Genomic DNA, 22,822 nt, shown 5'->3' on the forward strand with positions numbered 1-22,822 from the left:
TAAATGCAAAGGAATTAAATAGATACGAAGGATTTCCACAACCGGTTGTCTAAATTGATATATTTTTGAACGTGTATTTTCCGTAATTGTTTCATATATGTAGTGATAAGCACATAAAAAGGACTGGTCCCACGTAATAATACGCTAAAAGACCAGATCCCAAGAAAATTATGCATTATTCTTTAACTCTTCTGATTGATATATTTTTTCATACTCTGACCATTTCGTCGTTCTCTTTAAATGTTCTCTAAAGCTGTACATGGTCTTAGGCCCATTCTGATTGACAACCTTTGAAATGAATTGATGAAGCCTGAGGTTTACCCTTAGATAGAGCGGGCTATCTTCCTTCATGACAGGAACTTCTAAGATTTTGACCTTCCGTCCATCCTTTGATTTGAACTCAATGGTTTTTGTCAGCAAAGTATCAATCCTCTTTTTCACCCGTTTATACTCTTATTATACCCCATTTAATGGCGCATAAAATGTCTAATCGTGCAAAAACTCTAATATTTTTTCTCTAAATCGGCTATGAAACAGGCACAATACATTCGGGGGAATCATGTTTGGATGAATTGACGATATCGGATACCTGGTATCCTTTCATTTGGTCTTTTTGAAGCGGCGTTAAAACCGAAGAAGCTTCTTCAAAAGAGTAATCGTCTGTGTTTACCCATTTCTCAACCGCTTCCTGACTCGTGAGAATAACAGGCATTCGTTCATGTACTGGTTGTACAATGGCATTTGCACCTGTCGTAAGGATTGTGGAGGTTGTGAACTCTCCATTGCGATCCCACAATCCGGCAAACACAAATGGCTCTTCTTCTTTTAATTGAAATCTTACAGGTACCTTTTGATCTTTCTCCTTCTTCCATTCATAAAATCCATCGGAAAAAATCACCATTCTTTTCGAATGGACAAGGGAATTGAAGCTCGGTTTCTCCAATAAGGTTTCACTACGGGCATTGATCAACGGTTTCCATTTCTTCCGATCGGCCCAATGAGGCACGAGCCCCCACGTTATCTCTCCTGCTCTGCGCTTGCCCTTATGTGAAATAAGGGACAATACTTTTTGAGTTGGAGCAATATTGTATCTTGGCTGCCACTCTTCAAGGAATTCATCAATTAAGTATTGCCTTACTAATTCTTCTAGTGGGGTTGTTAAGGAAAATCTACCGCACACAATTGCCACCTCATTTGTTTTCTTTATTTAGGAATATACATCATTATGAGAAGAATTTCTAATCCAAAAGGCGCACTTTAACCCTTTACTATGTTAATGATTGCACAATGACGATAAGAGGATTATCATAAATATATACAATATTGACTCATTGAGCGTTCAATGAGGGGATAATAGAAAGGATGAGACTTCTTTGACATATGATTTCGATTTTTCCAATTGGAAAGAAGAAGTTGCGAACGCCATTACCCACGGAATTGGATTGATTTTGAGCATCCCCGCTTTAGTAATGTTAATCATTTTCGCCGTTCACGAAGGCACTGCATGGCACGTTGTCAGCTTCTCTATCTTCGGTGCTTCAATGATACTTCTATACTTATTTTCAACTCTGTTACACAGCTTTAAGCCTTCAAAGGTAAAAAATCTATTTGCCATTTTAGATCATTCGGCGATATATATCCTGATCGCGGGCACGTATACACCGTTTATGCTAGTCAGTGTGAGAGGTGCACTAGGCTGGACATTGTTTGGGATTGTCTGGGGACTCGCAGTTGTAGGGATTGTATTTAAATGTTATTTTGTTCAACGTTTCCAGGTCGTTTCCACTCTCTTTTACCTGGTAATGGGCTGGCTCGTTATCATTGCCATTAAACCGTTGTACGCAAGTCTTACCGGTGCCGGATTCGGGCTGCTGCTGGCAGGTGGGATCATGTATTCCATAGGAGCCATTTTCTATGTGTGGAACAAACTGCCTTACAATCACGCAATCTGGCATCTTTTCGTCCTGGCAGGAAGCAGCTTTATGTATTTCTGCATTTTGTTCTACGTTTAAGGATGTTATGGTTTTTCAATAAAAGGGTACTGACGGAATATCCCGTCAGTACCCTTTTATGATCTTCTCATCTATTTACGTACATATACATTAAATTCATAGTCGTAAGGATTATTCTCATCCTTCAATCCTTTAACAGATGAGATACAAGTGAAATCCTCCCATGGGATGGAAGGCATGGTCGTGTCGCCTTCAAATTCATGATGAATCTCTGTTACATACAACTTATCTACATGGGGAATGAACTGCTTGTACACTTCTCTTCCGCCCATAATAAAGATTTCTGAATCTCTTCCTTCCGCCCAATTTAGGATATCCTCCACAGAATGCAGGACAAGACAGCCATCCGGTTGAAAGCTTGTATTTCTTGTAAGAATGACATTCTCCCGATTTGGTAACGGCTTACCGATGGAATCAAACGTTTTTCTTCCCATGACGATTCCATGTCCATCCGTCGTTTTCTTAAAAAATTTCAGGTCTTCAGGAAGCCTCCATGGCAATCCATTGTCTTTCCCAATCAATCGATTCTGATCCATTGCCCAAATAAAAGAGATCATACACTCACAGCTCCTTTAATATGTGGATGCGGATCATATTCTTCAAGGTTGAAATCATCAAACTTAAATCCGAAAATATCTTTCACTTCTGGATTGATAGATAATGATGGTAATGATCTGGGTTCTCTGGAAAGCTGTAAATTCACTTGATCAAGGTGATTCTGATAGATATGGACATCACCAAAAGTATGAACAAACTCTCCAACTTCCAGATCACATACCTGGGCTACCATCATCGTTAATAGAGCATATGAAGCTATATTAAAAGGAACGCCGAGGAATACATCAGCGGAACGTTGGTACAGCTGACAGGATAATTTGCCATCGGCTACATAGAATTGGAATAAGCAGTGGCAAGGAGGCAAAGCCATATGATCTACATCCGCAACATTCCACGCACTTACAATCATTCTTCTGGAATCGGGATTGTTTTTAATCGTATCAATGAGGTTCTTAATTTGGTCAATCGTTTCCCCGTTTGCTCCAGACCATGATCTCCATTGGTGACCGTATACTGGGCCTAACTCTCCATTTTCATCGGCCCATTCATTCCAAATCCGGACACCGTTTTCCTGAAGATATTCAATGTTTGTATCTCCTTTTAGAAACCAAAGGAGTTCATGGACAATGGATTTCACATGCAGTTTTTTAGTTGTAAGGAGAGGGAATCCTTCTTTTAGATCAAAACGCATTTGATAACCAAATGTGCTTATCGTGCCTGTACCTGTTCGATCTTCTTTCTTGGTGCCATGTTCAAGGACATGTTTGCACAAGTCTAAATATTGCTTCACAACGACCACACCTTTTATAAGTTTATAGTTCTTTAAAGAATTGATATGTTGCTGGTGCCTTCTTTTTTAGAAGATTTCTAGTTTCAGAGTTTAAATAATACATAGCAAATGTTTCAGCAAAATATTCTTCTTTGTATTGAAGAAAATAGGGTTCGTTCGGGAATACCCGTGGAGCTTCCCTCTTCCAAATAGGCAAAAATTCCAGCTCGTAATTAAGATCCGTTAAGACGTAACGATCAATACTGTGAGCGAGTTCATGTAATTCCAGATTAGTCGAATTATGCCCCTTCCCTTTCTCACTATGACCGATTTTCACTAATACAAGCTTCGATCCACCGATCCCGGGAACGTCATCCCATGTAATACTTTTATTAGTGTACCCTCTTGGGGTTACTCCTTTCAAGTGACTTGTGGTAGAAAAATCGGTTAATTTTTTTTCAAACAGCCTTATTTTGATTTCCTGTGAATTCGTAGACTCTAAGAGTGCGGTCGGAATATGATCTAATCTTTCAATCATTTCCATAGCAGCTGTTTTATCATAAGCAGCATGTGGCAACAGGACCATATTTTCTAACTGTTTACTGGATTGAAGGTGTAATTGTGTTTTTAGAGGAGAATGCTTTAAGAGGGTTCCACTGTAGTTGGCTTTTGAGTTGGTCCACAGAATGACCAGAGTAACCGAAATAGCGAGGATGATGAATATACGCTTCAATTATTGTCCCTCCTTTCTTCTAAGGAAAGTATCATGATGTTATTACTATTTTAACATAATGATACAGTTGTTTTTAGGAGAGATTGTTTCCAATAACTAAAGCGGAGGCGGCTTGCTCAGAGGCGACATGCATAAGACGAAGCTGCCGGAAAGGCGCTCTTTGCCTTTTTGGCAGGTTTGACTTATGACCTCGAGCCTCTAGCCGCCGGAGCTGGATGATAACTAAAGCGGAGGCGGCTTGGGCAGAGGCGACATGCATAAGGCGAACCTGCCATTCGAATTGGAACAAAAAAGCAAGCACGCATAATTCACGCACTTGCCTTTATTCTTATATGGACGTTGAAATCAGGAGACACTCATCCATTGCGGCGGAGTGTTTTTATCCCAATATATACTTCCTAAATCATGATGTGCTTGAAATTGATCATGCACTGTATGATAGTGAAAGTTGAAGTAATAGCCATCTTTAGGCGGATGGTCTTTTCTTACATGGAACCGTATGACATCTTCACCAGAGCGTTGGTCATAAATATGAAAAATCTTTTCTGTTTTTGCATATTGGGGCACTTCTGAAATAGTAAGTGACGTTAAGTCTTCTTCTGGGAATTGAACAGCTGTATCAGCTATCGCCTTTTCGATCTTAGGAAGGATTAAAGACTTGAATTCGTCTTCAATGACAGGCTTGATCTTAGTCCCAAACTTTTCATAAGCGTTTTTCTCTGCTTGGGCCATCATATTCACTATGAAATCCTCATGGGAAATGGAAGACTCCTCTTCCAGTACTTCCTCTGGAACAGATTCAACCGACGAAGGCTTCCCATTGCCTTTTGCCATGGTATGATTTTGTTCATTCAGGAAGGATTGTGAAGGGGAAACAAGTCCAAATGTTAGAATGGATAGCAGGATAAAAAACGACTTTTTGAGCCAGATTGACATAGATAACGTCCTTTCCTATGTATTACGTCTATTATTATACTATTTCTTACGGATAAAAAGTGAAAAAGGTTTCATTTTTTTGTAGGATATAAAAATATTTATGTGGTAGTATATTAAAGAGGATACTTTGTAAGGAGGATAACTAGATGGATACAGGACTTATGATCAATATCGGATACTTACTTCTATTAGGTTATTTCATTGTACTAGGATTTACTGATTAATACTTAGATGATTAGACAGGCTTAAGATGCCTGTCTATTTTATTGTTAAAAAAAGGTTATTTTCACAAAGATCATTTTTTAACAAAAGGTCTTCTTCTGCTCTGTCAACCGGTGTGTGCTGGATGGTGAGGGGAACTGCTCCGCTTGCAGCTAGCGTTCGGCCGAGACCCCACAGAGACAGTACGTCGAGAAGGCTCGACTTCCTCCCCGGGGAATCTTGTGTCTGGAGCGAAAAGGAACGGTCCCTGTTTTCACACTACCAATTGTTTAAATTATTTTCTTCTTAGGAGAGACATAATTTTTGCGATTAGAGCTAAATAATAGACTTTTATACTCGAATGATCCCAAAGTGAAATTTGGCTGATGGTCTTTTGATTACGTGAAATCCCAGTTCTTCGAATAATGGGGACTGATAGTGCTCTTTTAATACTACCCGCTTTTTGGCTACCCTTATTGCTTGTTCTATTCCTTCTTTTGTTAAGCCTGTATAGCTTGCCCAATGGCGGATTGGGTTGATTCCATGAGAATCTGTTAAGGCATCTTCGAACATGGGATCAAGGTAGACGACATCAAATGCATCATCCGGAATACCTTTTAATTCTTCCTGAAAATGTCCATTGATGACACTGATTCGATTCATGGCGCTATTCAGATCGTGAAGTGGAGATACCCAGTCCTGAAGTCCGTGATGAAGGATATGTGAGATATACTTATTCGCTTCAATTCCGACTACTTTCCCCTTTTCGCCGACTATATGACTGGCGATGATACTATCTGATGCAAGACCTAGTGTACAGTCCAGAAAACTCATGCCCTCCTTAAGATCGGCAGCCTCAACGAGTGGATCGGTCTCTCCGCGAATGATTCTCTTGATTCGGAAGGAAGCGGAATTAGGGTGGAAAAAGAATGGTTCGCTATTGTCTTCTCTAGTATGAAGTTCTAATCTCTCTTTTCCGATCACTAAACAGTCTTGTTCGTGCAGAGTCATATGGTGTAGAATCGATCTCTTTTTTCTGGGGATATAGGGAATATCGAGTACCTCTGCTGTTTTATATGCTTTTTCTATGACTTCCTGGTTCGCTCTCCCACATGTTGTTACAAACACGATAAACATTCCCTCCTTTAATGGTACCATTTTGCTTATACAAATTTTTTATGTTTATTTATCCTACCATAAAAGAAACGGATGACAGAGTCACCCGTTTTTTTGGTCTTTAGCAATTTTCGTTAAAAGCTGTGGATAAATTGGAAATGATAGACGAAATATCATGATCTTCAATTTCTTCCCTTGGGATGAAATGAACGACTTTTTTTCCTTTAAGTAAAGCCATTGACGGGGAGGAAGGCTCGTACCCTTCGAAGTACTCTCTCATTTTGGTGGTTGCCTCTTTGTCTTGCCCTGCAAAGACAGTAACGAGGTGATCCGGTGTTTTTTCATTATTCATGACTGATTGCGTTGCAGCGGGTCTTGCAAGTCCCGCTGCACACCCGCATACTGAGTTAATAACGACCAGGGTTGTTCCATCTGCATTGTCCATATAATTCTCAACTTCTTCTTCTGTACCCAATTCTTTGAAGCCTGCTTGTGTAAGTTCTTGTCTCATCGGTATAACTAACTGCCTCATATACTCTTCGTAAGCCATTGACATTTATAATCAACCCTTTCCCACTATTATTGGTGACGTGCTTCGGTCATCTGTTTCCAAACAGATCCTTTTGCTTCTTCTCCGCCCTCTATTCGTTCGATGGCCATTTTCACTTGAAGCTTCACTTCGAATTCAGGGTCATTTTCCGCTTCCCGTAAGCCAGGCAATGCAGATTCATCCCCTACCTCATAAAGGAACATGGCAGCACGCCATCTCACAAGTTTACTCTTATCCTTTAAGGCTAGAATCATTTCAGGAGTGGCTTTTGCAAAACCTAAGTCCGAAAGGCAATCTCCAGCCGTTCTCCTTACTGTGACTGATTTATCACGTAACCCTTTATACAACAAAGGAAGAACTTTTTCATCTTCAATCATTCCCAAATAGACAATAGCCAATCGGCGAATGGATACTTTCTCGTCCTCCAGGGCTTTCTCCAGCAGAGGCAGGTCATCTAAAGTCGGATCCTCCATCGCATCAAGCTTCTGATACCTTGTTTGCCAGTCCGGCGCTTCAAAGTCCGCGACACTTACCTTTTGCTTTTTCTTGTAAATGAGAGGTCCTTTGGAATCGGTTGTTTCCTGTGCTTCTTCTACAAGTGCTGCCAGCCTTTCAGAAGGATAGGCTGCAACTAGTTCTTCCGTCACATTGTTACCAATCTCATCTAAGTCTCCGTACCGGATACCGTAATCTTTCCACTTTCTGAGAAGGACGACATTATCCCCATCTTTTTGAGACTGACCGATCGCTTCCAGGAATGGGGTCGGAAGTGAAAATCGCTTCTCTTGTTCCCCGTCTGTCACCTTTACTTGCATCGGAATTCCTTTGAACATCTGCACGCTAACATTCACTTCACCAAAATGTTCTTCCATGGGAGATTCATTTTCCTGGTCCAGAGTATCTTCACCGAAAGCTTTTCTAACCTGTGGCAAAAGCTCCTGCCAATCGAATTTCGCATTTCGCTCAACGGCTAAGAAGTCGGCAACATGATAGACCCCTTTAATACCGTCTATGGCAAGGATATCTTTAATGACGGGAGGAGCCCCGTCCGTTTCATCTTTTTTATAATTATTGCTCTTCCCGGCTTTCATTTCCTGATCAAGAAGAACTTTCATCGTATTAGGACTTGGAGTAGGTTCAATCGATACTATCCTCAAGCTTGATACCCCTTTCTATAAACAGTTCTTATACCATCCATTCTAACACAGTATCCATGATGCCTTAAACGAAGAGACTTATTCAGCAAATTCGGAAAGGTATGTCCATCTTTCAATGAGCTCTTCCAATTGCTCGTTAAGATTTTGACTTTCATTCATTAACTGCTGTGCTTTTTCAAAGTCACTGCCGACCTTTTGCAGCTCAACATCTGCTTCTTTTATCCTCTGCTCGATGTCGGCCATCTTTTCTTCAATTTCGTCCCATTCTCTCTTTTCCATGTAAGAAAGTCTCTTTTTCTCTTTTTCCTTCTCTTCCTTCACGGGAGCAGATTCTTGCTTCTTGACCGGATCCTGCTTCTTACTTTTCGCTTCGTTCTTTTCCAAGTACTCAGTATATTCCCCAAAGTAAAAGTCGATTTGTCCATCTCCATTAAAGACCAGTAATTGCTCAGCTGTTTTATCTAGAAAGTAGCGGTCATGGGAAACGGTTATGACAACACCTGAAAATTCATTTATATAATCCTCCAGAACGGTGAGGGTTTCTGTGTCTAAATCATTCGTCGGCTCATCAAGCAAAAGGACATTCGGTTTTGACATCAATAACTTAAGTAAAAAGAGTCTTCGTTTTTCTCCTCCGGAAAGCTTTCGGATCAATGTACCATGCGTACTCATTGGAAAAAGGAATCTTTCCAACATGGAAGTAACTGAGATTTGCTCGCCTTTATCCGTCGTTATATATTCTCCTGCTTCCCTTATATATTCGATCATACGCATATTCTCATCAAGTTCTTCATGACCTTGAGTATAGTATGCGACCTTTACGGTTTGGCCTTTGAGTAAATCACCACTTGTAAGATCGTCGGTTCCGGCAAGAAGGTTAAGAAATGTTGATTTTCCGCTCCCGTTTTTACCTACGATTCCGATTCGGTCTTTAGGTTTAATAAGGAAAGAAAACTCATCTAAAATTCGCTTGTCTTCAAACATTTTTGAAGCATCCTTGAACTCAAACACTTGTTTACCCAGACGGTTTCCTCCGATTGCCATGTCAACCTGGCCGCCCGAAGGACCTGAAGACATCGTATCCTCTAAATTTTCAAATCGTTGAATTCGAGCCTTTTGTTTAGTGGTTCTGGCTTTTGCTCCCCTTCTCATCCAGGCAAGCTCTCTTCGATAAAGGTTTTGCTGTTTTTCGGATATTTGGCGTTCCACTTCTTCCCTGGAAGCCTTTGCCTCAATAAAAGAAGCATAATTTCCTTTGTAGGAGTAAAGGTTTCCTCCATCCAATTCGAAGATTCTGTTCGTTACCTTATCGAGGAAATAACGATCATGGGTCACGAGCAACACAGATCCGTTATACTTTCCTAGATAATCTTCCAGCCATTTGATGGACTGGTAGTCTAAATGGTTGGTCGGTTCGTCCAGGATTAATAAGTCAGGTGTTTCAATCAGGACGCCTGCCAGCGCCACTCTCTTTTTTTGCCCACCTGACAGCTCGCTCATTTTCTTTGAAAAGTCGTGAATTCCCAGTTTTGTTAAAATGGATTTCGCATTTGCACTTGCATCCCAGGCGTGAAGTATATCCATTTGCTTTTGAGCTTCAAATAAATCTTCTTGTATTCGAGGATTTTCTGAGTTGTTCTCCATTTCCATAAGGGCCATTTCATAATTCCGCATAGCCTGAATGATTTTTGCTTCACCACGAAACACTTGTTGTATCACGGTTAAATCCCCATCAAAAGCAGGCTCTTGCTGAAGGTAGGCAATATGATAATCGCCCGGCTTAGAAAGCTCTCCGGTATCATATTCTTCCATCCCGGCAATGAGTTTCAATAGGCTTGATTTACCCGTTCCATTCACCCCGATCAGTCCGACTCTTTCTTTCTCGGTAATTGAAAACGATATATCTTTAAATAGAGTTTTCTCTCCATACGTTTTAGAAAGATTCTCAGCTGTTAACATTCTCATTCTTGACCAGTCCATTCTTTATTAAATTGCTCTAAAAACCGCAGCATGAAAGCATGACGTTCCTCTGCCAGTTTCCTTCCCGTTTCCGTACACATTAAGCCTTTCAACTTCAATAACTTTTCATGAAAATGATGGATACTGGAACTATCCCCATTTCTATACTCCTCTACGGTCATTTCCGTCCTGACTTGAAATTCAGGGTTATAAAGTGGCCGACCTTTCTTACCTCCATATGCAAATGTTCTTGCAATCCCTATGGCACCAATGGCGTCAAGGCGATCGGCATCCCGAACGATTTTCGCTTCTAAAGATGTTAATACTCCTTCGTGACCACCTTTATATGAAATGGAATAAATAATCGATTTCAGTAATTTCGTTTCAGCTTCCATAAGAGACAGAGTGGATAGGATGTGATCCAGCCTTCTCTTCCCCTCTTCTTCTTCCACGAACTTATCATCCGGAACATCATGTAGCAATGCAGCCAACTCGATGATATATGTATGGGGTACATTTTCTTCCCTGGCAATGATAATTGCCTGCTTTCGTACACGATCCAAATGATACCAATCATGTCCAGTAGACTCACCAAGGTACTCACATTTCAAATAGTCGATTATACCGTCCAGCTTTTTCCGTTCCATGGTCACCTTCTCCTCTATTGTACCAAATAATATCCTCTAATCAGAATAAAAAGGAGTGGATGTATGATTCTTCACATCCCTCCTTTCTCTACTAATTCTCTTCGTTATCTCCAAACCAGCTTATTCCGATCGTATTAGCGCCTGCATGTACTCCGATGACAGCTCCCAAAGGATATGCCCCGAATTCTATCTCCGGGTACGTTTTTTTCAATTGGTCTATCCATTCTAATGCATCTTCCCGGTTTAACCCGTGTAATACGGATATTTTCTTTATTTTCTTCACGGATAGAGCTTGATCTAAGCGATCACTCATGCTCGTCAATCCTTTTTTAATACTTCTTACCTTATCCTTCACTTCAAGTTTTCCATTCTCTATGGCAAGCATAGGCTTTACATTGAGAACACTTCCAAGGAAGAAAGAAAGCCCACTCATTCGTCCACTTTTATGTAGTTGCTCTAAGCTGCCCACCATTACATAGGTTTCACAAGAAGCGATTCTTTTTTCAATTGCTGCTTTTATTTGTAGTGGATCTTTTCCTTCATGCAGCAGTCTTTGACCGTACAGGATCAATTCTGTCAATGGATTGGAAATGACCTTGGAATCTATACAGATAATGTTCGGCAGGGTATCCTTTAACAGTTCTGCAGCTTGATGGGCAGATGAATATGTGCCGCTGAAATGGGAAGAAACATGAATCGAAAAGATATAATCATAGTCCTTGGATAATTCTTCAAACAACTCTTTAAACGTCCCGATTGAAGGTTGTGAGGTTTTCACTTCTACCTTTTCTTCCTTTAATTTCAAGAACAGTTCTTCCGGAGATAAGTCTACGCCGTCTTGATACTCCCGCTCCCCAAAGAGTATATTCATTGGAACGATATAGATGTGATTTTCTTTACTACTTGAATGAATTGGAACAAATGCTGTGCTATCTGTTACCCAGGCTATTCTCATTGTAAAATCCCCTTTTTCTATATAATGATAAACTCTTTGTAGTACTAGAAGTCTATTCGATCAAGCTGTTGTAATGTATCAACGGAAAATGAGATCATTTGAAGAACATCATCCACCATTTCTTCTGTAATGACTCTATTAAAAGTCAGTACCCCCTCGTACGCAGTCGGTTGAAGAGAAGATATAACTTCTTTCCATTCCCAATTTTTATCCTTATTCCATGTTTCTTCAAGAAAAGACCGGCAATGGTGCAACTTCTCATCTCCCTTATAGACGATGAGGATATCAGCTCCTGCCATATTCTTTTCTGTCATCATCTTTCTCTCTGCCAGAAAATGACCCATATCAGCTTTTAAATGAAATTCAATCGAAATGGATTTCTTGTAAGGTAAAGAATAGTGAATTTGATAGCAACGCTCATAGTGGGCAAAGTCAAATAAATCCTTCCGGTCAAGGATTTGGATTTCCCCTGTCAAATCAAGATCATAGACAGCTCCTTCAAAGACTACCTTTAAGTTATCAAAGGCTGTTGGATCAAACATGTTCTCCTCTCCTTTCAAACCTCAATGACTAAAATAACCCTACAGCCCTGCCGTCATCATCCACATTCATTCCGAATGCTGCCGGATTTTTTGGCAGGCCAGGCATGGTCATGACTTCTCCTGTTAATGCAACAATAAATCCTGCTCCGATCTTCGGCTTAAGCTCTCGGATTGTGATTGTAAAATCTTCAGGACGGCCGAGTTTAGATGGATCATCTGATAAGGAATATTGGGTCTTGGCCATACAAACCGGCAGGACGCCCCACCCTTGATCTTCAAACTGCTGAAGCTGCTTTCGTGCTTTCACCGTGTAATCTACTTCTTTCGCTCCGTAAACCTTTTTCGCAATCGTTTCAATTTTAGATTGGAGTGAATCAGAAAGTTCATATAGACGAGAAAATTCTTTCGTGTTCCCTTCTATCTCATCCAATACCTTTTCGGCTAAGTCTCTTCCACCCTCTCCACCTTTAGCCCATACATCGGTTAGTGAAACTTCTACTCCCAGGTTTTCGCACCACTTTATAAGGGTCTGGATTTCGTCATCACTATCCGTCACAAATCGATTAACCGCAATCACATAAGGTACGTTGAAATGATCTAACGTTTCCATGTGCTTCTTCAGATTAGATAGTCCTTTTTGCAGTGCCTGAAGATTTTCAGTTTGAAGATCACCTTTCCCTTGACCTCCATGCATCTTCAGAGCACGAATGGTGGCAACAAGCACGATGGCATCCGGTGCTATGTCTGCAGCTCGAGATTTGATATTCAGAAACTTCTCGGCTCCTAAATCAGCACCAAACCCAGATTCCGTTACAACATAATCAGCCAGCTTAAGAGCCGTTTTGGTTGCCATGACACTATTACACCCATGGGCAATGTTTGCGAATGGCCCGCCATGAATAAGGGCAGGAGAATGTTCGATCGTTTGAACGAGATTAGGTTTTAAGGCATCCTTTAACAATAAGGTCAGCGCACCTTCAACTCCTAAATCTTCAACGGTCACCGGTTGTTTTGAAAAGTTGTATGCGACAACCATTCTACCAAGCCTTCTTCTTAATTCCTCAAGATTTTCAGATAAACATAGAACAGCCATAATCTCAGATGCCACTGTAATATCAAATCCGTCTTCACGGGGAACACCTTGCACCGGTCCACCTAAACCAACGATGATTTGTCTGAGGGCACGGTCATTCATGTCCAGAGCCCGTTTCCATACGACCCTTCTTTGATCAATATTCAATTCATTTCCCTGATGGATATGATTATCTACCAATGCGGCTAAAGCGTTATTCGCAGTCGAAATAGCGTGGATATCACCTGTGAAATGAAGGTTGATATCCTCCATGGGCAGGACTTGTGAATACCCTCCTCCTGTTGCTCCGCCTTTTATTCCCATCGTTGGACCAAGTGATGGTTCCCTCATGGCAATGATGGTGTTTTTATTTAACTGATTTAACGCATCCCCGAGTCCAACCGTAACCGTTGATTTCCCCTCGCCTGCAGGAGTCGGGTTAATCGAGGTTACAAGGATTAATTTCCCATTGGCATGGTCCTTGAGTTTATGTATCGCTTCATAGGATAATTTCCCTTTGTATTTACCATAAAGCTCTAGATCATCTTCTGTGAGACCGATTTTTTTCGCAATGTCCAGTATCGGTTGCATAGTTGATTGTTGAGCAATTTCAATATCTGATTTTACTTTTTTCTTCGTTGTCGTCACTTGAACTCACCTTCTAGTTTCATATTTACAGCTAAGCAGCATGTACTTTTATTACATTCACTATTTACTTTACAAAATAGCATGCATTTCCTTAAAATTCATTTACAGAGAGTTTGTACTCTGTAACGATTGTATTTCTTTATTTTACACTATAAATCAACCTTATCTCTTTTAAGTTTATATCTCCACCATTATATCCTTCCTAATAAAAACATGACCGGTCCTCACATTTGAGAATCGATCATGTTTTTTTATTTTTGGAACATAAACAAGGTCATAAAGGTTAAAGCCTGTTTTAATTCATTTGTGAGATTCTCTGTTATGGACGACTTCACACCCTTTTTATATACCCAGTCTTCATCGACCTTCTTCCACCCTTTTTCACCAGCCAGTTTCTCTAATTCCCATGGCATCATCGTATTACATATAGCTTCCTTTCCGTGTAAACGAGGAAAGGCATTATCTCTGGGGTGAGCAGTGGGACCTAATAAACCAATACATATGTACCCATTCGGAGTCACAACCCGTTCGATTTCGTTTAGAGTATGTAAGGGATCTTCAGTCCATTCAACTGAATTTATCGCCATGACGGCATGAAATTGTTCATCTTGAAATGGAAGGGATCGCAAATCACCCTGTAGAAATGATAGTTGGTCCATTTCTTGCTTCTTCGCTATTTCAACCATTTTCCCAGAAAAATCCATCCCTGTGACCACATAGCCCTTCTTATATAACAAGTAGGAACCATATCCGTCACCACATCCTAAATCAGCTACACGATTCCCAGTATCAATATGTTTAGTGAAGAATGGGATGATCGCTTTCCTACTTCCGCTCGTCCACATTTCAACACTTCTTTCGTGCCAATAATCTGCATTGTCTTCCCAGCGGGTTTTCGCACTTGTATGCCATTCTGAATTTTTCATATGTACACCTCAATAATATTTTCTCTTTAGTTTAATATTCTCATTCGATAAGCGAAAATCCTTCTTTCAAGGGTGAAGACTTTGGGAACGCGGAATAAATAATAATATTATGTAAACTTAATAGACGAATTGGCAAGCCGATTATGTTTTCCATCCTTTTTGTCCATACTAGTCCTATAATCAGAACAAGAAAGGTGATGTTGTATGGAAGAGATTTCTAAAGTTCAACGGAACTACCATGGAGACATTATCAGTTTCCAAACTTCTTCTGGCCGTATAATCTCTTATCGAAAAGCTGTTTTAGAAGCTTCTGAGGGATTACTTCAAGGAGTGACCTTGAATGAGAATGAATGGGGAGAAACAGAATTATCAAGTATGTCCGTTGATGATGGAAGCTTCAATGACTATCCTTCAATTTTTTGAACGGGACCTTTTACTGATTTATGCACTAAGAAACAGTACCTAAATACAACAAAAAGGACATTCATGCCATGTTGCATGAAGTCCTTTTTTTCTGTTTCAGTTGCCATGATTTTTATTCACTACGATTTTGAATGGTTCGAAGTTCTTCCACCCGGTCCTTCTCTTCATCGAAGAATTGGACGAGATCTCCAATACGATCAATGGAATCCCAGCTTAAGTGGTGTTCGATTCCTTCCACGTCTTCATAAATATGCTCTTCTTTCACTCCAATTACACGAAGGAATTGTTCTAATAGTTCATGTCTATATACTAAACGCTTTCCTACTTTGTTTCCTTTTGGAGTCAGAACAAGCCCGCGATATTTCTCGTAAATGAGATAATCGTCCTTATCTAACTTCTGCACCATTTTGGTAACCGAGGAGGGGTGAACAGATAAAGCTTCTGCTATATCTGATACTCTGGCATAACCTTTGTTCTCAATTAACATATAAATCTGTTCTATATAATCTTCCATACTTGGTGTAGGCATTCTGTACCCTCCAAATTTCCATAAATATCATTAAAAGTTTACTATAACTACAGAATGAATACAACCCAAGCACTTTAAATTACTCCTCTGTCAACCGTTGATTCAGCACCCTGGATACCAACCCGTGTTTCGGTGATAACATCCATACGATGAAGAAAACAAGTCCGGCGGACACTGCCATTGCACCTGAAATGGACACATCGAACATCTTTGCCCCGTAATATCCGATGATGCTATCAAAGACTCCAATGCCCCCGCTTAAAAGAAGCATCACTTTATATCGGTCAGTAAGTAAATATGCTGTAGCTCCAGGGGCAATGAGCATCGCTACCACGAGAATCGCACCTACGCTATCAAATGCGGATACAGTCGTAACGGATACCAGACCCATTAATATATAATGAACCGCAAGTACCGGGATACCGATAGCCGCTGCCATACTTGGATCAAAAGAAGTTAATTTAAACTCTTTGAACAGAAGGAAAATGATGAGAATATCCAATAGCAATACAAATCCCAGCATCACAACTGATTTAGGAATGTCCCCAAGTATTGGCAATGACAAGGTATTCCAAGGGACGAATGCAATTTCACCCATTAAGGCATGCTCCACATCCAAATGAACATTCTTAGCAAACAATGAAATGAGGATGACCCCTACAGCAAACAGGGAAGTAAACACTACACCTATTGCAGCATCTTCCTGGATCCCGCTGGAATTCAATAACTGAACCATAAAGGTAGTCAACAATCCAGCCACTGCTGCACCGATCAACATATAAAATCCATTCATACTTTGGCTGACAATGAATGCCATAACCAGTCCGAGGAGCACGGTATGGCTGATTGCATCTGCTAACATCGACATCTTTCTCAGGATTAAGAAGCATCCTACGATGCCACAGGATAAACCTACTAAACTACCAGTCAGAAGAATCCATAATTCATAACTCATATCCTTGCCCCCCTCTTCTGCTTGACATCTTTACGTTTAAGAAAGGATATTGCATATAAATATCGGACATTTTCATTTGCAGCTTTGTGAGTTGTTCTTTTGATAACGCCTCTTTTTCTTCCTTTTCAATCCACTGGATATCAAGTGACCCCAACTCACTCGGGTACATTTCTTTCAGTTCCATGATTTCATCAACAAAGCTGAATTGCTCCGCTTTCATTAGCCCTGATTTTGTAATCGTCAATATTCCATCCTCTTGATTCAGGTAACCTTTTTTCATTAAATGCTTCAATACCCGATTAAATCTTAAGTTAGAAATATTGCTTTGTTGAAATATATATTCTACACGTATCGTTTGTTTACCGGATTCATACATCTTTTTCAGTATAAAGCGCATAGCCAGTCGATCATCATTTTTCAATCTTTTCAATATAACCGAGATTAATCCGCGCTTCGGAGAGAACAGCATGGATATGATGAAAATAACTGTGGCCGTCAATACAATGAATGGGCCGGTCGATAACCCTTTACCAAGGGTACTGATCAGCGTTCCGATTGCCCCTGATAAGCCTCCGACCATTCCAGATATAAAGACCATTATCCGTAATGAATCCGTCCAGTATCTTGCTGATATGGCTGGAGTGATCAGCATAGCCGCCATCAGGATGACGCCTACTGCTTGAATTCCGATGACAACCGTAATAACCAATAAGGAAACAAAAAGAAAATTCAAAAATCCTACAGGAAGCCCGATTCCCTTCGCAAATTGAGGATCAAAGGTACTTACCTTAAATTCTTTGAATAAAAGTGACGTAATAATAATTAAAGCCGCTGCCGTTAAGCCCATAAGCTGAACATCTCTCCCCACCAGGGAAGCTGCCTGCCCAAAGATAAAATCATCCAAGCCGCTTTGGTTACCCGTAGGCATTTGAGCAACCTTTGTTAAAAGGACGATTCCCAATCCAAAGAATACAGACAATACTAAGCAAATAGCCGTGTCTTCCTTGATTCTCGTTGTGTTCGTAATGAGTTGTATCGTGTAAGCAGCAAGTAGACCCGTGGCGGCAGCACCAATCAATAGTACAAAGAAATTTTTCTCACCCATGAACATAAATGCAAAACAGATTCCCGGCAATGCTGCATGGGCGACCGCATCCCCTATTAAGCTTTGTTTCCTTAGTAAAGCAAAGCTGCCTAAAACTCCGCTCGCAATTCCCAGTAATAAAGTACTAAGTAATACCCATTGGGTATTTCCGTCCGTTAAAATCGATTGCCATAAATGATTCATCGTATTCACCTCTTTCTATGGATGAATTAACATTTGATCCTTTTCCAGGAAAGATAGTTTCCCACCATAGGTTAGTTGTAAATTCTCTATACTAAACACATCTTTTGTCGGACCATAGGCTATCGTTTTTCTATTCAGTAACAGCGTCCAATCGAAATACTCTGTAACAGTCTGTAAATCATGATGAACAACCAATACAGTCTTGCCTTGTTCCTTCAATTCATTCAATAAGGAAATGATTGCTTTTTCCGTCGCAGCGTCCACACCAACAAATGGTTCATCCATGAAATAAACTTCCGCTTCCTGAGCCAGTGCCCTCGCAAGAAAAACCCTTTGCTGCTGTCCTCCTGATAACTGACTGATTTGTCTTGATGCAAATTGAGTCATTCCTACTTTATCGAGACACTCCATTGCAAATTGAACATCTTTTTTTGATGGTCTCTTAAACCATCCTAAATGACCATATCTCCCCATTAATACGACATCCAATGCATTTGTAGGGAAATCCCAATCTACAGATCCACGCTGGGGGACGTACCCGACTAATTTGCTTTTAGGGGAATAGGCTTTTTCAAAGATTTTGATATCACCGGACGAGCGGGGAATCAATCCCAGAATGGCTTTAATTAATGTAGACTTCCCTGCACCATTAGGACCGACAATTCCGATTAACTTACCCTTTGGAACAGAAAACCCTACGTCCATCAAAACCGGTTTTCTATGATACGCAACGGTTAACCCCTTAATATCAACTGAATTCATGGTATCGCCTCCTAAGACTTACTTTAGTCCCTCTACAATCGTATCAACGTTATGCTTATACATACCGATGTACGTTCCTTCTTCTGTACCTTCTTTGCCCATAGCATCTGAGAATAATTCCCCGCCTTTTTCAACTTCATGGCCTTTATCTTGCGCACCTGCTATAACGGCGTTGATCGATTTTTCAGAGATACTTGATTCTACAAACACAGCTTTGATGTTTCTTTCTACCAAAGTATTTACAAGAGACTGAACGTCTGCTAATCCATATTCAGCATCAGTACTCAGACCTTGTAATCCCATAACTTGAAGATCGTATTTTGCTCCGAAGTAATTAAATGCATCGTGAGCTGTTACAAGAACTCTTTGTTCCTCTGGAATCTTTGACATTTCTTCCGTAGAGTATGCTTTCAGTTCATCTAATTCGGCAAAGTACTTTTCAGTATTTCGAATGTAGTCTTCTTTGTTTTCAGGATCTTTCTCGATCAACCCGTCCCGCACTTGCTCCAATGCAATTTTCCATAAATCAATATCGAACCACACATGTGGGTCAGTTGCCGTATTATCTGCCTGATCCTTACGCAGTTTATCTTTAGGTATACTATCAGCGATTGCATAAGTCGGTTTTTCCTTGTTCATTTTTTCGAAGATCTCAAGCATTTTCCCTTCTAAATGGAGACCGCTATAGAAAATAATATCTGCTTCCTGAAGTTTACCAATATCCGACTGTTTAGCTTTGTAAAGGTGAGGATCCACACCAGGTCCCATTAAACTTTGAACCTCTACATGCTCTCCTCCAATATTTTTAACTGCATCCCCTATTTGCCCTATTGTTGTCGTAACGACTATTTTATCGTTTTTAGTACCAGTGGTAGTAGCTCCACAGCCTGATAGGATAAGTCCTGACGCTAAAATTATGATCATCCCGACAAGAGCCATTAATCTTATTTTCATGTTTGATCTCCTCTCCAACCCAATTTTTTTGATATCTACTACATCTACCTTATTCATCAAACTTATATATGTTCACTTTTTTTTACACAAGTAATTTCTTTTTTATAAGACTACAAAAGTTTCCTTAGTGCAATAAAAGTTTCCTTAGTGCAAATTTTATTTCCTTACTCAATATTTGTCAATACATATTAACCAAATTGTTTAAACATTTCAGCAAAAAAGGAGGGAATGTTGACTCGAAAATCGTCATATTGTATAGTAAAGACATCATTGAAGTGTACGATTTTTATGCTTATTTCCAATGTATGAGAGTCAATCATTTCGTGAAAAATATTTTTCAGAGGCACAAACGTGCTTGAACGATTTAGGAGGATTCGAAAATGCAAAATGGTAAAGTAAAATGGTTCAACAATGAAAAAGGATTTGGATTCATCGAAGTTGAAGGTGGAGACGATGTATTCGTTCACTTCTCAGCGATTCAAGGTGAAGGGTTCAAATCATTAGAAGAAGGTCAAGAAGTTTCTTTCGACGTTGTTGAAGGAAATCGTGGACCTCAAGCAGCAAACGTAGTTAAATTATAATCGTTCGAACAATATAGCATACCAAAGGGCAGCAATTCTTATGTAATCCTAAGAATTGCTGCCCTTTATTATTCAATTCAATTTTTGTCCGTAATTTCGAATTTGTTCACCAATGGTGCATTTTTCTATACAAAAGCGGTGAGCATAGGTTTTACCATACTCTTTGCGAAAGTGAGCTTTAAGTAAGCAGTCGTTACAGTAGGTGTCTATGAGCTCATCCACTTTATCCACCACTTCTTTTCGATTCATGTGATCACTCCTAAGCTTGTTCAAGGACTTACTGTGTATTGTTATTTATAGAGTATATAATAGGGAACGAAATTATTCTATTCGTTTATTACTGTGGACTTTTGTCCCTTCTAAAGCTTGATTGGCAAGCTTATCCGCTTCTTTATTATCTTTTCTATTCAGCACGACCCAATTGATTTTCAATCGAAGCTTTTTGATGAGGGCTTCAATACGATCGAGCCACCGACTCAAGCTCTCTTCATAACAAGGCCATTCCCCTTCCAACTGTTTTATTACCACCTGGGAATCTCCATTAATCGTACAAGGAGCATTCTTCACGCCGATTTCATCAAGCAATCCAAGGGCAATATGTAAAGCTGCGTATTCTGCTTCATTATTATTTTCAATTTCCTCGAGAAGTTCATTTTTTCTGATTCTAAATGATTCTCCACCTTTATCGTAATAGATGACAATCCCTGCACCGGCAATGAGCGATTCCTTATCAAACCCTCCGTCGAAATATACAACGATGTTTTCTGGTTCCTTTTCTAATTCCTTATTCAGTTTGACAAATTCCTTTCTGGACCACGAATTCCCCATTTCATCTATGATTTCAAGATCATGGACTCTTCCGGTTTTCATGAGATCATCGATATGAATCATTGTTTCTTTTCTTGGGAAGTAGTTGGATTCAAACCATATACTTGACGCTGTTTTGCTTGCATATTTAAATTTTAATTTCATTTCCATAATCATTCGCTCCTTTTTCTTCATATGATTGTTCATTTATACTTTTATTTGTATAATGAGGACTATTGTTTCATTTACACGTTCATTAGGAGGCCTTTATATGTTTAATATATGGTTTGGATTAGTCTTCGTTCTCATTACATTCTCTTTACTTCTGCTTATGTATCGAATGTTTGGACGAACTGGACTGTTTGTATGGATAGGGGTATCCACGATACTTGCTAACTTACAGGTCGTTAAAACGATTGAAATTTTCGGGTTGACCGCTACTTTAGGGAATGCCATGTACGGAACAGCTTTTTTAGTAACAGACATACTTAACGAAAAATATGGAAAAAAAGAAGCCCAGAAAGCGGTGTGGCTGGGTTTCTTCACTTTAATCGTTATGACTATTATTATGCAGCTCGTGTTAGTATTTCAACCACATCCTGAAGATTTCGCCCAAGAATCTCTGGCAACAATCTTTGGGATCATTCCAAGAATTGCTCTTGGAAGCTTAGTCGCTTACCTCGTGAGTCAATTAACAGACGTGTATATCTTCACGTATTTAAAGAGGAAATTCCCTTCAGATTCACAGTTTTGGATTCGCAATAACGGGAGTACGATGGTAAGTCAGCTTTTGGATACTCTTGTCTTCACAAGCATTGCTTTCCTGGGAGAATATCCGATGGATGTCTGGTTTGAAATATTCATTACTACCTACCTCCTCAAATGGGTCATATCCATTATTGATACCCCATTTGGTTATGTAGCAAAACGATTCCCTAAAGATATGTGATAGTTGGATAGAGCCTGGGGATCTGGTTTTCCCCAAGCTCTTTTATAGAAGGGATGAATCATGGATTCTTACTCCCTGCCTTCTATTTTATATGCTACTATAAACTTATTCTAAAGATGTACTTTGAGGTGAACTCATATGATCGAAGTGAATATTGATGGAGCAAGTGCTGGTAACCCCGGGCCAAGTGGAGCCGGTATATTTATTAAAGACAACGGAAAAGTGGAAAAACACGCCATTCCTTTAGGGGTCATGGATAATCATGAGGCTGAATTTATAGCCTGCAGGAAAGCTCTGGAGATCTGTTTAGAAAAACATGCTGATACCGTTTGGCTGAAAAGTGATTCTCAAGCTGTCGTTCATGCGATTGAAAAAGAGTTTGTAAGGAATATTCAATATAAACAGTTGCTCGATGATATATTGGACTTGACCAAGCAAGTAGACCTTTTCTTCGTTAAGTGGATACCCAGTAAGGAAAATAAAGCTGCAGATGAGCTGGCCCGAAAAGCTATTCATCTGAACTAAAGAGTGAAATAGGAGGCCGATTGGTGGCTCTCCCATTTTTTATGGTGTGAAGTTTGGGATCGAATGGAATTGCTTTGATTTATCGACCGTTATCTGGATTTATCGACCGTTATTCAAATTTATCAACCGTTCTTTCATTTTATCAACCATATTTTCAATATACCGACCGTTCTACAAAAATCGACTGGCTCACAGACCCATACCAACAAAACAAAGACCATCAAAAAAGAAGCAATCCCTTTCTGATGGTCTCATGTCTTATGCTTAT

General features: G+C 39.9%; 27 protein-coding genes. 5 read left to right on the top strand and 22 right to left on the bottom strand.

Annotated elements, in window-relative coordinates; translation table 11 throughout:
• Positions 1 to 168 precede the first annotated feature (168 nt).
• Both FZC88_RS06775 and FZC88_RS06780 read right to left on the bottom strand, forming a co-directional pair.
• Positions 169 to 441: a DUF2535 family protein gene (locus FZC88_RS06775; RefSeq protein WP_262371774.1), complete on the bottom strand. Its 273-nt coding sequence runs from the start codon at positions 439 to 441 to the stop codon at positions 169 to 171.
• An 85-nt stretch (positions 442 to 526) separates the two neighbouring features.
• A complete protein-coding gene (locus tag FZC88_RS06780; RefSeq protein ID WP_187443265.1) occupies positions 527 to 1,180 on the bottom strand; it encodes an SOS response-associated peptidase in 654 nt (217 codons plus the stop codon).
• Between the two features lie 193 nt (positions 1,181 to 1,373).
• Here FZC88_RS06780 and trhA point away from each other — a divergent pair, with 193 nt between their 5' ends.
• Positions 1,374 to 2,012, top strand: a complete 639-nt coding sequence (trhA, locus tag FZC88_RS06785; protein ID WP_148969390.1) for a PAQR family membrane homeostasis protein TrhA — start codon at positions 1,374 to 1,376, stop codon at positions 2,010 to 2,012.
• Between the two features lie 71 nt (positions 2,013 to 2,083).
• Here the strand turns inward: trhA and FZC88_RS06790 are convergent, their stop codons facing one another.
• The 13 genes from FZC88_RS06790 to FZC88_RS06850 all read right to left on the bottom strand — a co-directional run bounded on the left by FZC88_RS06790 (position 2,084) and on the right by FZC88_RS06850 (position 14,781).
• Positions 2,084 to 2,569 carry a dihydrofolate reductase gene (locus tag FZC88_RS06790; protein WP_148994123.1) on the bottom strand — a complete coding sequence of 162 codons (486 nt, stop codon included), beginning with the start codon at positions 2,567 to 2,569 and terminating at the stop codon, positions 2,084 to 2,086.
• Positions 2,566 to 3,360, bottom strand: coding sequence for a thymidylate synthase (locus tag FZC88_RS06795; RefSeq protein ID WP_148969392.1), 795 nt, complete (start codon positions 3,358 to 3,360; stop codon positions 2,566 to 2,568). The genes FZC88_RS06790 and FZC88_RS06795 overlap by 4 nt, the downstream gene beginning before the upstream one ends.
• A gap of 22 nt (positions 3,361 to 3,382) precedes the next feature.
• The gene (locus FZC88_RS06800; RefSeq protein WP_148969393.1) at positions 3,383 to 4,072 is read right to left on the bottom strand and encodes an anthrax toxin lethal factor-related metalloendopeptidase; all 690 of its coding nucleotides are present in this window, start codon (positions 4,070 to 4,072) and stop codon (positions 3,383 to 3,385) included.
• 345 nt (positions 4,073 to 4,417) lie between these two features.
• The gene (locus FZC88_RS06805) at positions 4,418 to 5,008 is read right to left on the bottom strand and encodes a YpjP family protein (RefSeq protein ID WP_148994124.1); all 591 of its coding nucleotides are present in this window, start codon (positions 5,006 to 5,008) and stop codon (positions 4,418 to 4,420) included.
• A gap of 552 nt (positions 5,009 to 5,560) precedes the next feature.
• Positions 5,561 to 6,337 (bottom strand): class I SAM-dependent methyltransferase, encoded by a 777-nt coding sequence (locus FZC88_RS06810; protein WP_148970008.1) that lies wholly within the window; start codon positions 6,335 to 6,337, stop codon positions 5,561 to 5,563.
• Between the two features lie 109 nt (positions 6,338 to 6,446).
• On the bottom strand, positions 6,447 to 6,881 hold the full coding sequence (locus tag FZC88_RS06815) for a BrxA/BrxB family bacilliredoxin (protein ID WP_148994125.1): 435 nt from the start codon (positions 6,879 to 6,881) through the stop codon (positions 6,447 to 6,449).
• 23 nt (positions 6,882 to 6,904) lie between these two features.
• Positions 6,905 to 8,032: a conserved virulence factor C family protein gene (locus FZC88_RS06820; protein WP_148994126.1), complete on the bottom strand. Its 1,128-nt coding sequence runs from the start codon at positions 8,030 to 8,032 to the stop codon at positions 6,905 to 6,907.
• Between the two features lie 78 nt (positions 8,033 to 8,110).
• Positions 8,111 to 9,997, bottom strand: coding sequence for an ABC-F family ATP-binding cassette domain-containing protein (locus FZC88_RS06825; protein WP_148994127.1), 1,887 nt, complete (start codon positions 9,995 to 9,997; stop codon positions 8,111 to 8,113).
• Complete coding sequence (locus FZC88_RS06830) at positions 9,994 to 10,638, bottom strand: HD domain-containing protein (protein WP_148994128.1); 645 nt, start codon at positions 10,636 to 10,638, stop codon at positions 9,994 to 9,996. Before FZC88_RS06830 ends, FZC88_RS06825 begins: the two co-directional genes overlap by 4 nt.
• A 91-nt stretch (positions 10,639 to 10,729) precedes the next feature.
• On the bottom strand, positions 10,730 to 11,593 hold the full coding sequence (locus FZC88_RS06835; RefSeq protein ID WP_148969399.1) for a DegV family protein: 864 nt from the start codon (positions 11,591 to 11,593) through the stop codon (positions 10,730 to 10,732).
• Positions 11,594 to 11,637: 44 nt separating this feature from the next.
• Positions 11,638 to 12,135 (bottom strand): hypothetical protein, encoded by a 498-nt coding sequence (locus FZC88_RS06840; protein WP_148969400.1) that lies wholly within the window; start codon positions 12,133 to 12,135, stop codon positions 11,638 to 11,640.
• Positions 12,136 to 12,163: 28 nt separating this feature from the next.
• Positions 12,164 to 13,855 carry a formate--tetrahydrofolate ligase gene (locus tag FZC88_RS06845; RefSeq protein WP_262371775.1) on the bottom strand — a complete coding sequence of 564 codons (1,692 nt, stop codon included), beginning with the start codon at positions 13,853 to 13,855 and terminating at the stop codon, positions 12,164 to 12,166.
• Between the two features lie 251 nt (positions 13,856 to 14,106).
• Complete coding sequence (locus FZC88_RS06850) at positions 14,107 to 14,781, bottom strand: class I SAM-dependent methyltransferase (protein WP_148969401.1); 675 nt, start codon at positions 14,779 to 14,781, stop codon at positions 14,107 to 14,109.
• 204 nt (positions 14,782 to 14,985) lie between these two features.
• Here FZC88_RS06850 and FZC88_RS06855 point away from each other — a divergent pair, with 204 nt between their 5' ends.
• Positions 14,986 to 15,204: a DUF3892 domain-containing protein gene (locus FZC88_RS06855; protein WP_148969402.1), complete on the top strand. Its 219-nt coding sequence runs from the start codon at positions 14,986 to 14,988 to the stop codon at positions 15,202 to 15,204.
• A gap of 112 nt (positions 15,205 to 15,316) precedes the next feature.
• Here the strand turns inward: FZC88_RS06855 and mntR are convergent, their stop codons facing one another.
• From mntR to FZC88_RS06880, 5 genes are all read right to left on the bottom strand, one after another.
• Positions 15,317 to 15,733, bottom strand: coding sequence for a transcriptional regulator MntR (mntR, locus tag FZC88_RS06860; protein WP_113970769.1), 417 nt, complete (start codon positions 15,731 to 15,733; stop codon positions 15,317 to 15,319).
• Between the two features lie 79 nt (positions 15,734 to 15,812).
• Complete coding sequence (locus FZC88_RS06865) at positions 15,813 to 16,688, bottom strand: metal ABC transporter permease (protein WP_148994129.1); 876 nt, start codon at positions 16,686 to 16,688, stop codon at positions 15,813 to 15,815.
• Positions 16,678 to 17,976 carry a metal ABC transporter permease gene (locus tag FZC88_RS06870; protein ID WP_148994130.1) on the bottom strand — a complete coding sequence of 433 codons (1,299 nt, stop codon included), beginning with the start codon at positions 17,974 to 17,976 and terminating at the stop codon, positions 16,678 to 16,680. The genes FZC88_RS06865 and FZC88_RS06870 overlap by 11 nt, the downstream gene beginning before the upstream one ends.
• Before the next feature lie 15 nt (positions 17,977 to 17,991).
• Entirely contained in the window at positions 17,992 to 18,738 is a 747-nt protein-coding gene (locus FZC88_RS06875; protein ID WP_148969405.1) for a metal ABC transporter ATP-binding protein, read from the bottom strand.
• An 18-nt stretch (positions 18,739 to 18,756) separates the two neighbouring features.
• Positions 18,757 to 19,692 (bottom strand): metal ABC transporter solute-binding protein, Zn/Mn family, encoded by a 936-nt coding sequence (locus FZC88_RS06880; RefSeq protein WP_148994131.1) that lies wholly within the window; start codon positions 19,690 to 19,692, stop codon positions 18,757 to 18,759.
• A gap of 380 nt (positions 19,693 to 20,072) precedes the next feature.
• On the opposite strand from FZC88_RS06880, the gene cspD reads away from it, so the two are divergent.
• A complete protein-coding gene (gene cspD / locus FZC88_RS06885; RefSeq protein ID WP_034758543.1) occupies positions 20,073 to 20,273 on the top strand; it encodes a cold-shock protein CspD in 201 nt (66 codons plus the stop codon).
• Positions 20,274 to 20,345: 72 nt separating this feature from the next.
• On the opposite strand, the gene FZC88_RS06890 is transcribed toward cspD, so the two are convergent.
• Together FZC88_RS06890 and FZC88_RS06895 are read right to left on the bottom strand one after the other, a co-directional pair.
• Entirely contained in the window at positions 20,346 to 20,522 is a 177-nt protein-coding gene (locus tag FZC88_RS06890) for a zinc-finger domain-containing protein (protein WP_113970772.1), read from the bottom strand.
• Positions 20,523 to 20,594: 72 nt separating this feature from the next.
• A complete protein-coding gene (locus FZC88_RS06895) occupies positions 20,595 to 21,251 on the bottom strand; it encodes a reverse transcriptase-like protein (RefSeq protein WP_148994132.1) in 657 nt (218 codons plus the stop codon).
• Positions 21,252 to 21,351: 100 nt separating this feature from the next.
• Here FZC88_RS06895 and FZC88_RS06900 point away from each other — a divergent pair, with 100 nt between their 5' ends.
• Together FZC88_RS06900 and FZC88_RS06905 are read left to right on the top strand one after the other, a co-directional pair.
• Complete coding sequence (locus FZC88_RS06900; RefSeq protein WP_148969409.1) at positions 21,352 to 22,029, top strand: queuosine precursor transporter; 678 nt, start codon at positions 21,352 to 21,354, stop codon at positions 22,027 to 22,029.
• Between the two features lie 138 nt (positions 22,030 to 22,167).
• Complete coding sequence (locus FZC88_RS06905) at positions 22,168 to 22,554, top strand: reverse transcriptase-like protein (protein WP_148969410.1); 387 nt, start codon at positions 22,168 to 22,170, stop codon at positions 22,552 to 22,554.
• The last annotated feature ends 268 nt before the right edge of the window (positions 22,555 to 22,822 follow it).

This window comes from Rossellomorea aquimaris (assembly GCF_008180865.1).
In the GTDB taxonomy this organism is placed as follows: domain Bacteria; phylum Bacillota; class Bacilli; order Bacillales; family Bacillaceae_B; genus Rossellomorea; species Rossellomorea yichunensis.

What these genes read in the sequence shown, in the direction of transcription:
- FZC88_RS06790 (WP_148994123.1), bottom strand. Translation starts at nt 2,569, where the DNA reads ATGATCTCTTTTATTTGGGCAATGGATCAGAATCGATTGATTGGGAAA.
- FZC88_RS06805 (WP_148994124.1), bottom strand. Translation starts at nt 5,008, where the DNA reads ATGTCAATCTGGCTCAAAAAGTCGTTTTTTATCCTGCTATCCATTCTA.
- FZC88_RS06815 (WP_148994125.1), bottom strand. Translation starts at nt 6,881, where the DNA reads ATGTCAATGGCTTACGAAGAGTATATGAGGCAGTTAGTTATACCGATG.
- FZC88_RS06825 (WP_148994127.1), bottom strand. Translation starts at nt 9,997, where the DNA reads ATGAGAATGTTAACAGCTGAGAATCTTTCTAAAACGTATGGAGAGAAA.
- FZC88_RS06830 (WP_148994128.1), bottom strand. Translation starts at nt 10,638, where the DNA reads ATGGAACGGAAAAAGCTGGACGGTATAATCGACTATTTGAAATGTGAG.
- FZC88_RS06835 (WP_148969399.1), bottom strand. Translation starts at nt 11,593, where the DNA reads ATGAGAATAGCCTGGGTAACAGATAGCACAGCATTTGTTCCAATTCAT.
- FZC88_RS06840 (WP_148969400.1), bottom strand. Translation starts at nt 12,135, where the DNA reads ATGTTTGATCCAACAGCCTTTGATAACTTAAAGGTAGTCTTTGAAGGA.
- FZC88_RS06850 (WP_148969401.1), bottom strand. Translation starts at nt 14,781, where the DNA reads ATGAAAAATTCAGAATGGCATACAAGTGCGAAAACCCGCTGGGAAGAC.
- FZC88_RS06855 (WP_148969402.1), top strand. Translation starts at nt 14,986, where the DNA reads ATGGAAGAGATTTCTAAAGTTCAACGGAACTACCATGGAGACATTATC.
- mntR (WP_113970769.1), bottom strand. Translation starts at nt 15,733, where the DNA reads ATGCCTACACCAAGTATGGAAGATTATATAGAACAGATTTATATGTTA.
- FZC88_RS06865 (WP_148994129.1), bottom strand. Translation starts at nt 16,688, where the DNA reads ATGAGTTATGAATTATGGATTCTTCTGACTGGTAGTTTAGTAGGTTTA.
- FZC88_RS06870 (WP_148994130.1), bottom strand. Translation starts at nt 17,976, where the DNA reads ATGAATCATTTATGGCAATCGATTTTAACGGACGGAAATACCCAATGG.
- FZC88_RS06875 (WP_148969405.1), bottom strand. Translation starts at nt 18,738, where the DNA reads ATGAATTCAGTTGATATTAAGGGGTTAACCGTTGCGTATCATAGAAAA.
- FZC88_RS06880 (WP_148994131.1), bottom strand. Translation starts at nt 19,692, where the DNA reads ATGAAAATAAGATTAATGGCTCTTGTCGGGATGATCATAATTTTAGCG.
- cspD (WP_034758543.1), top strand. Translation starts at nt 20,073, where the DNA reads ATGCAAAATGGTAAAGTAAAATGGTTCAACAATGAAAAAGGATTTGGA.
- FZC88_RS06890 (WP_113970772.1), bottom strand. Translation starts at nt 20,522, where the DNA reads ATGAATCGAAAAGAAGTGGTGGATAAAGTGGATGAGCTCATAGACACC.
- FZC88_RS06895 (WP_148994132.1), bottom strand. Translation starts at nt 21,251, where the DNA reads ATGGAAATGAAATTAAAATTTAAATATGCAAGCAAAACAGCGTCAAGT.
- FZC88_RS06900 (WP_148969409.1), top strand. Translation starts at nt 21,352, where the DNA reads ATGTTTAATATATGGTTTGGATTAGTCTTCGTTCTCATTACATTCTCT.
- FZC88_RS06905 (WP_148969410.1), top strand. Translation starts at nt 22,168, where the DNA reads ATGATCGAAGTGAATATTGATGGAGCAAGTGCTGGTAACCCCGGGCCA.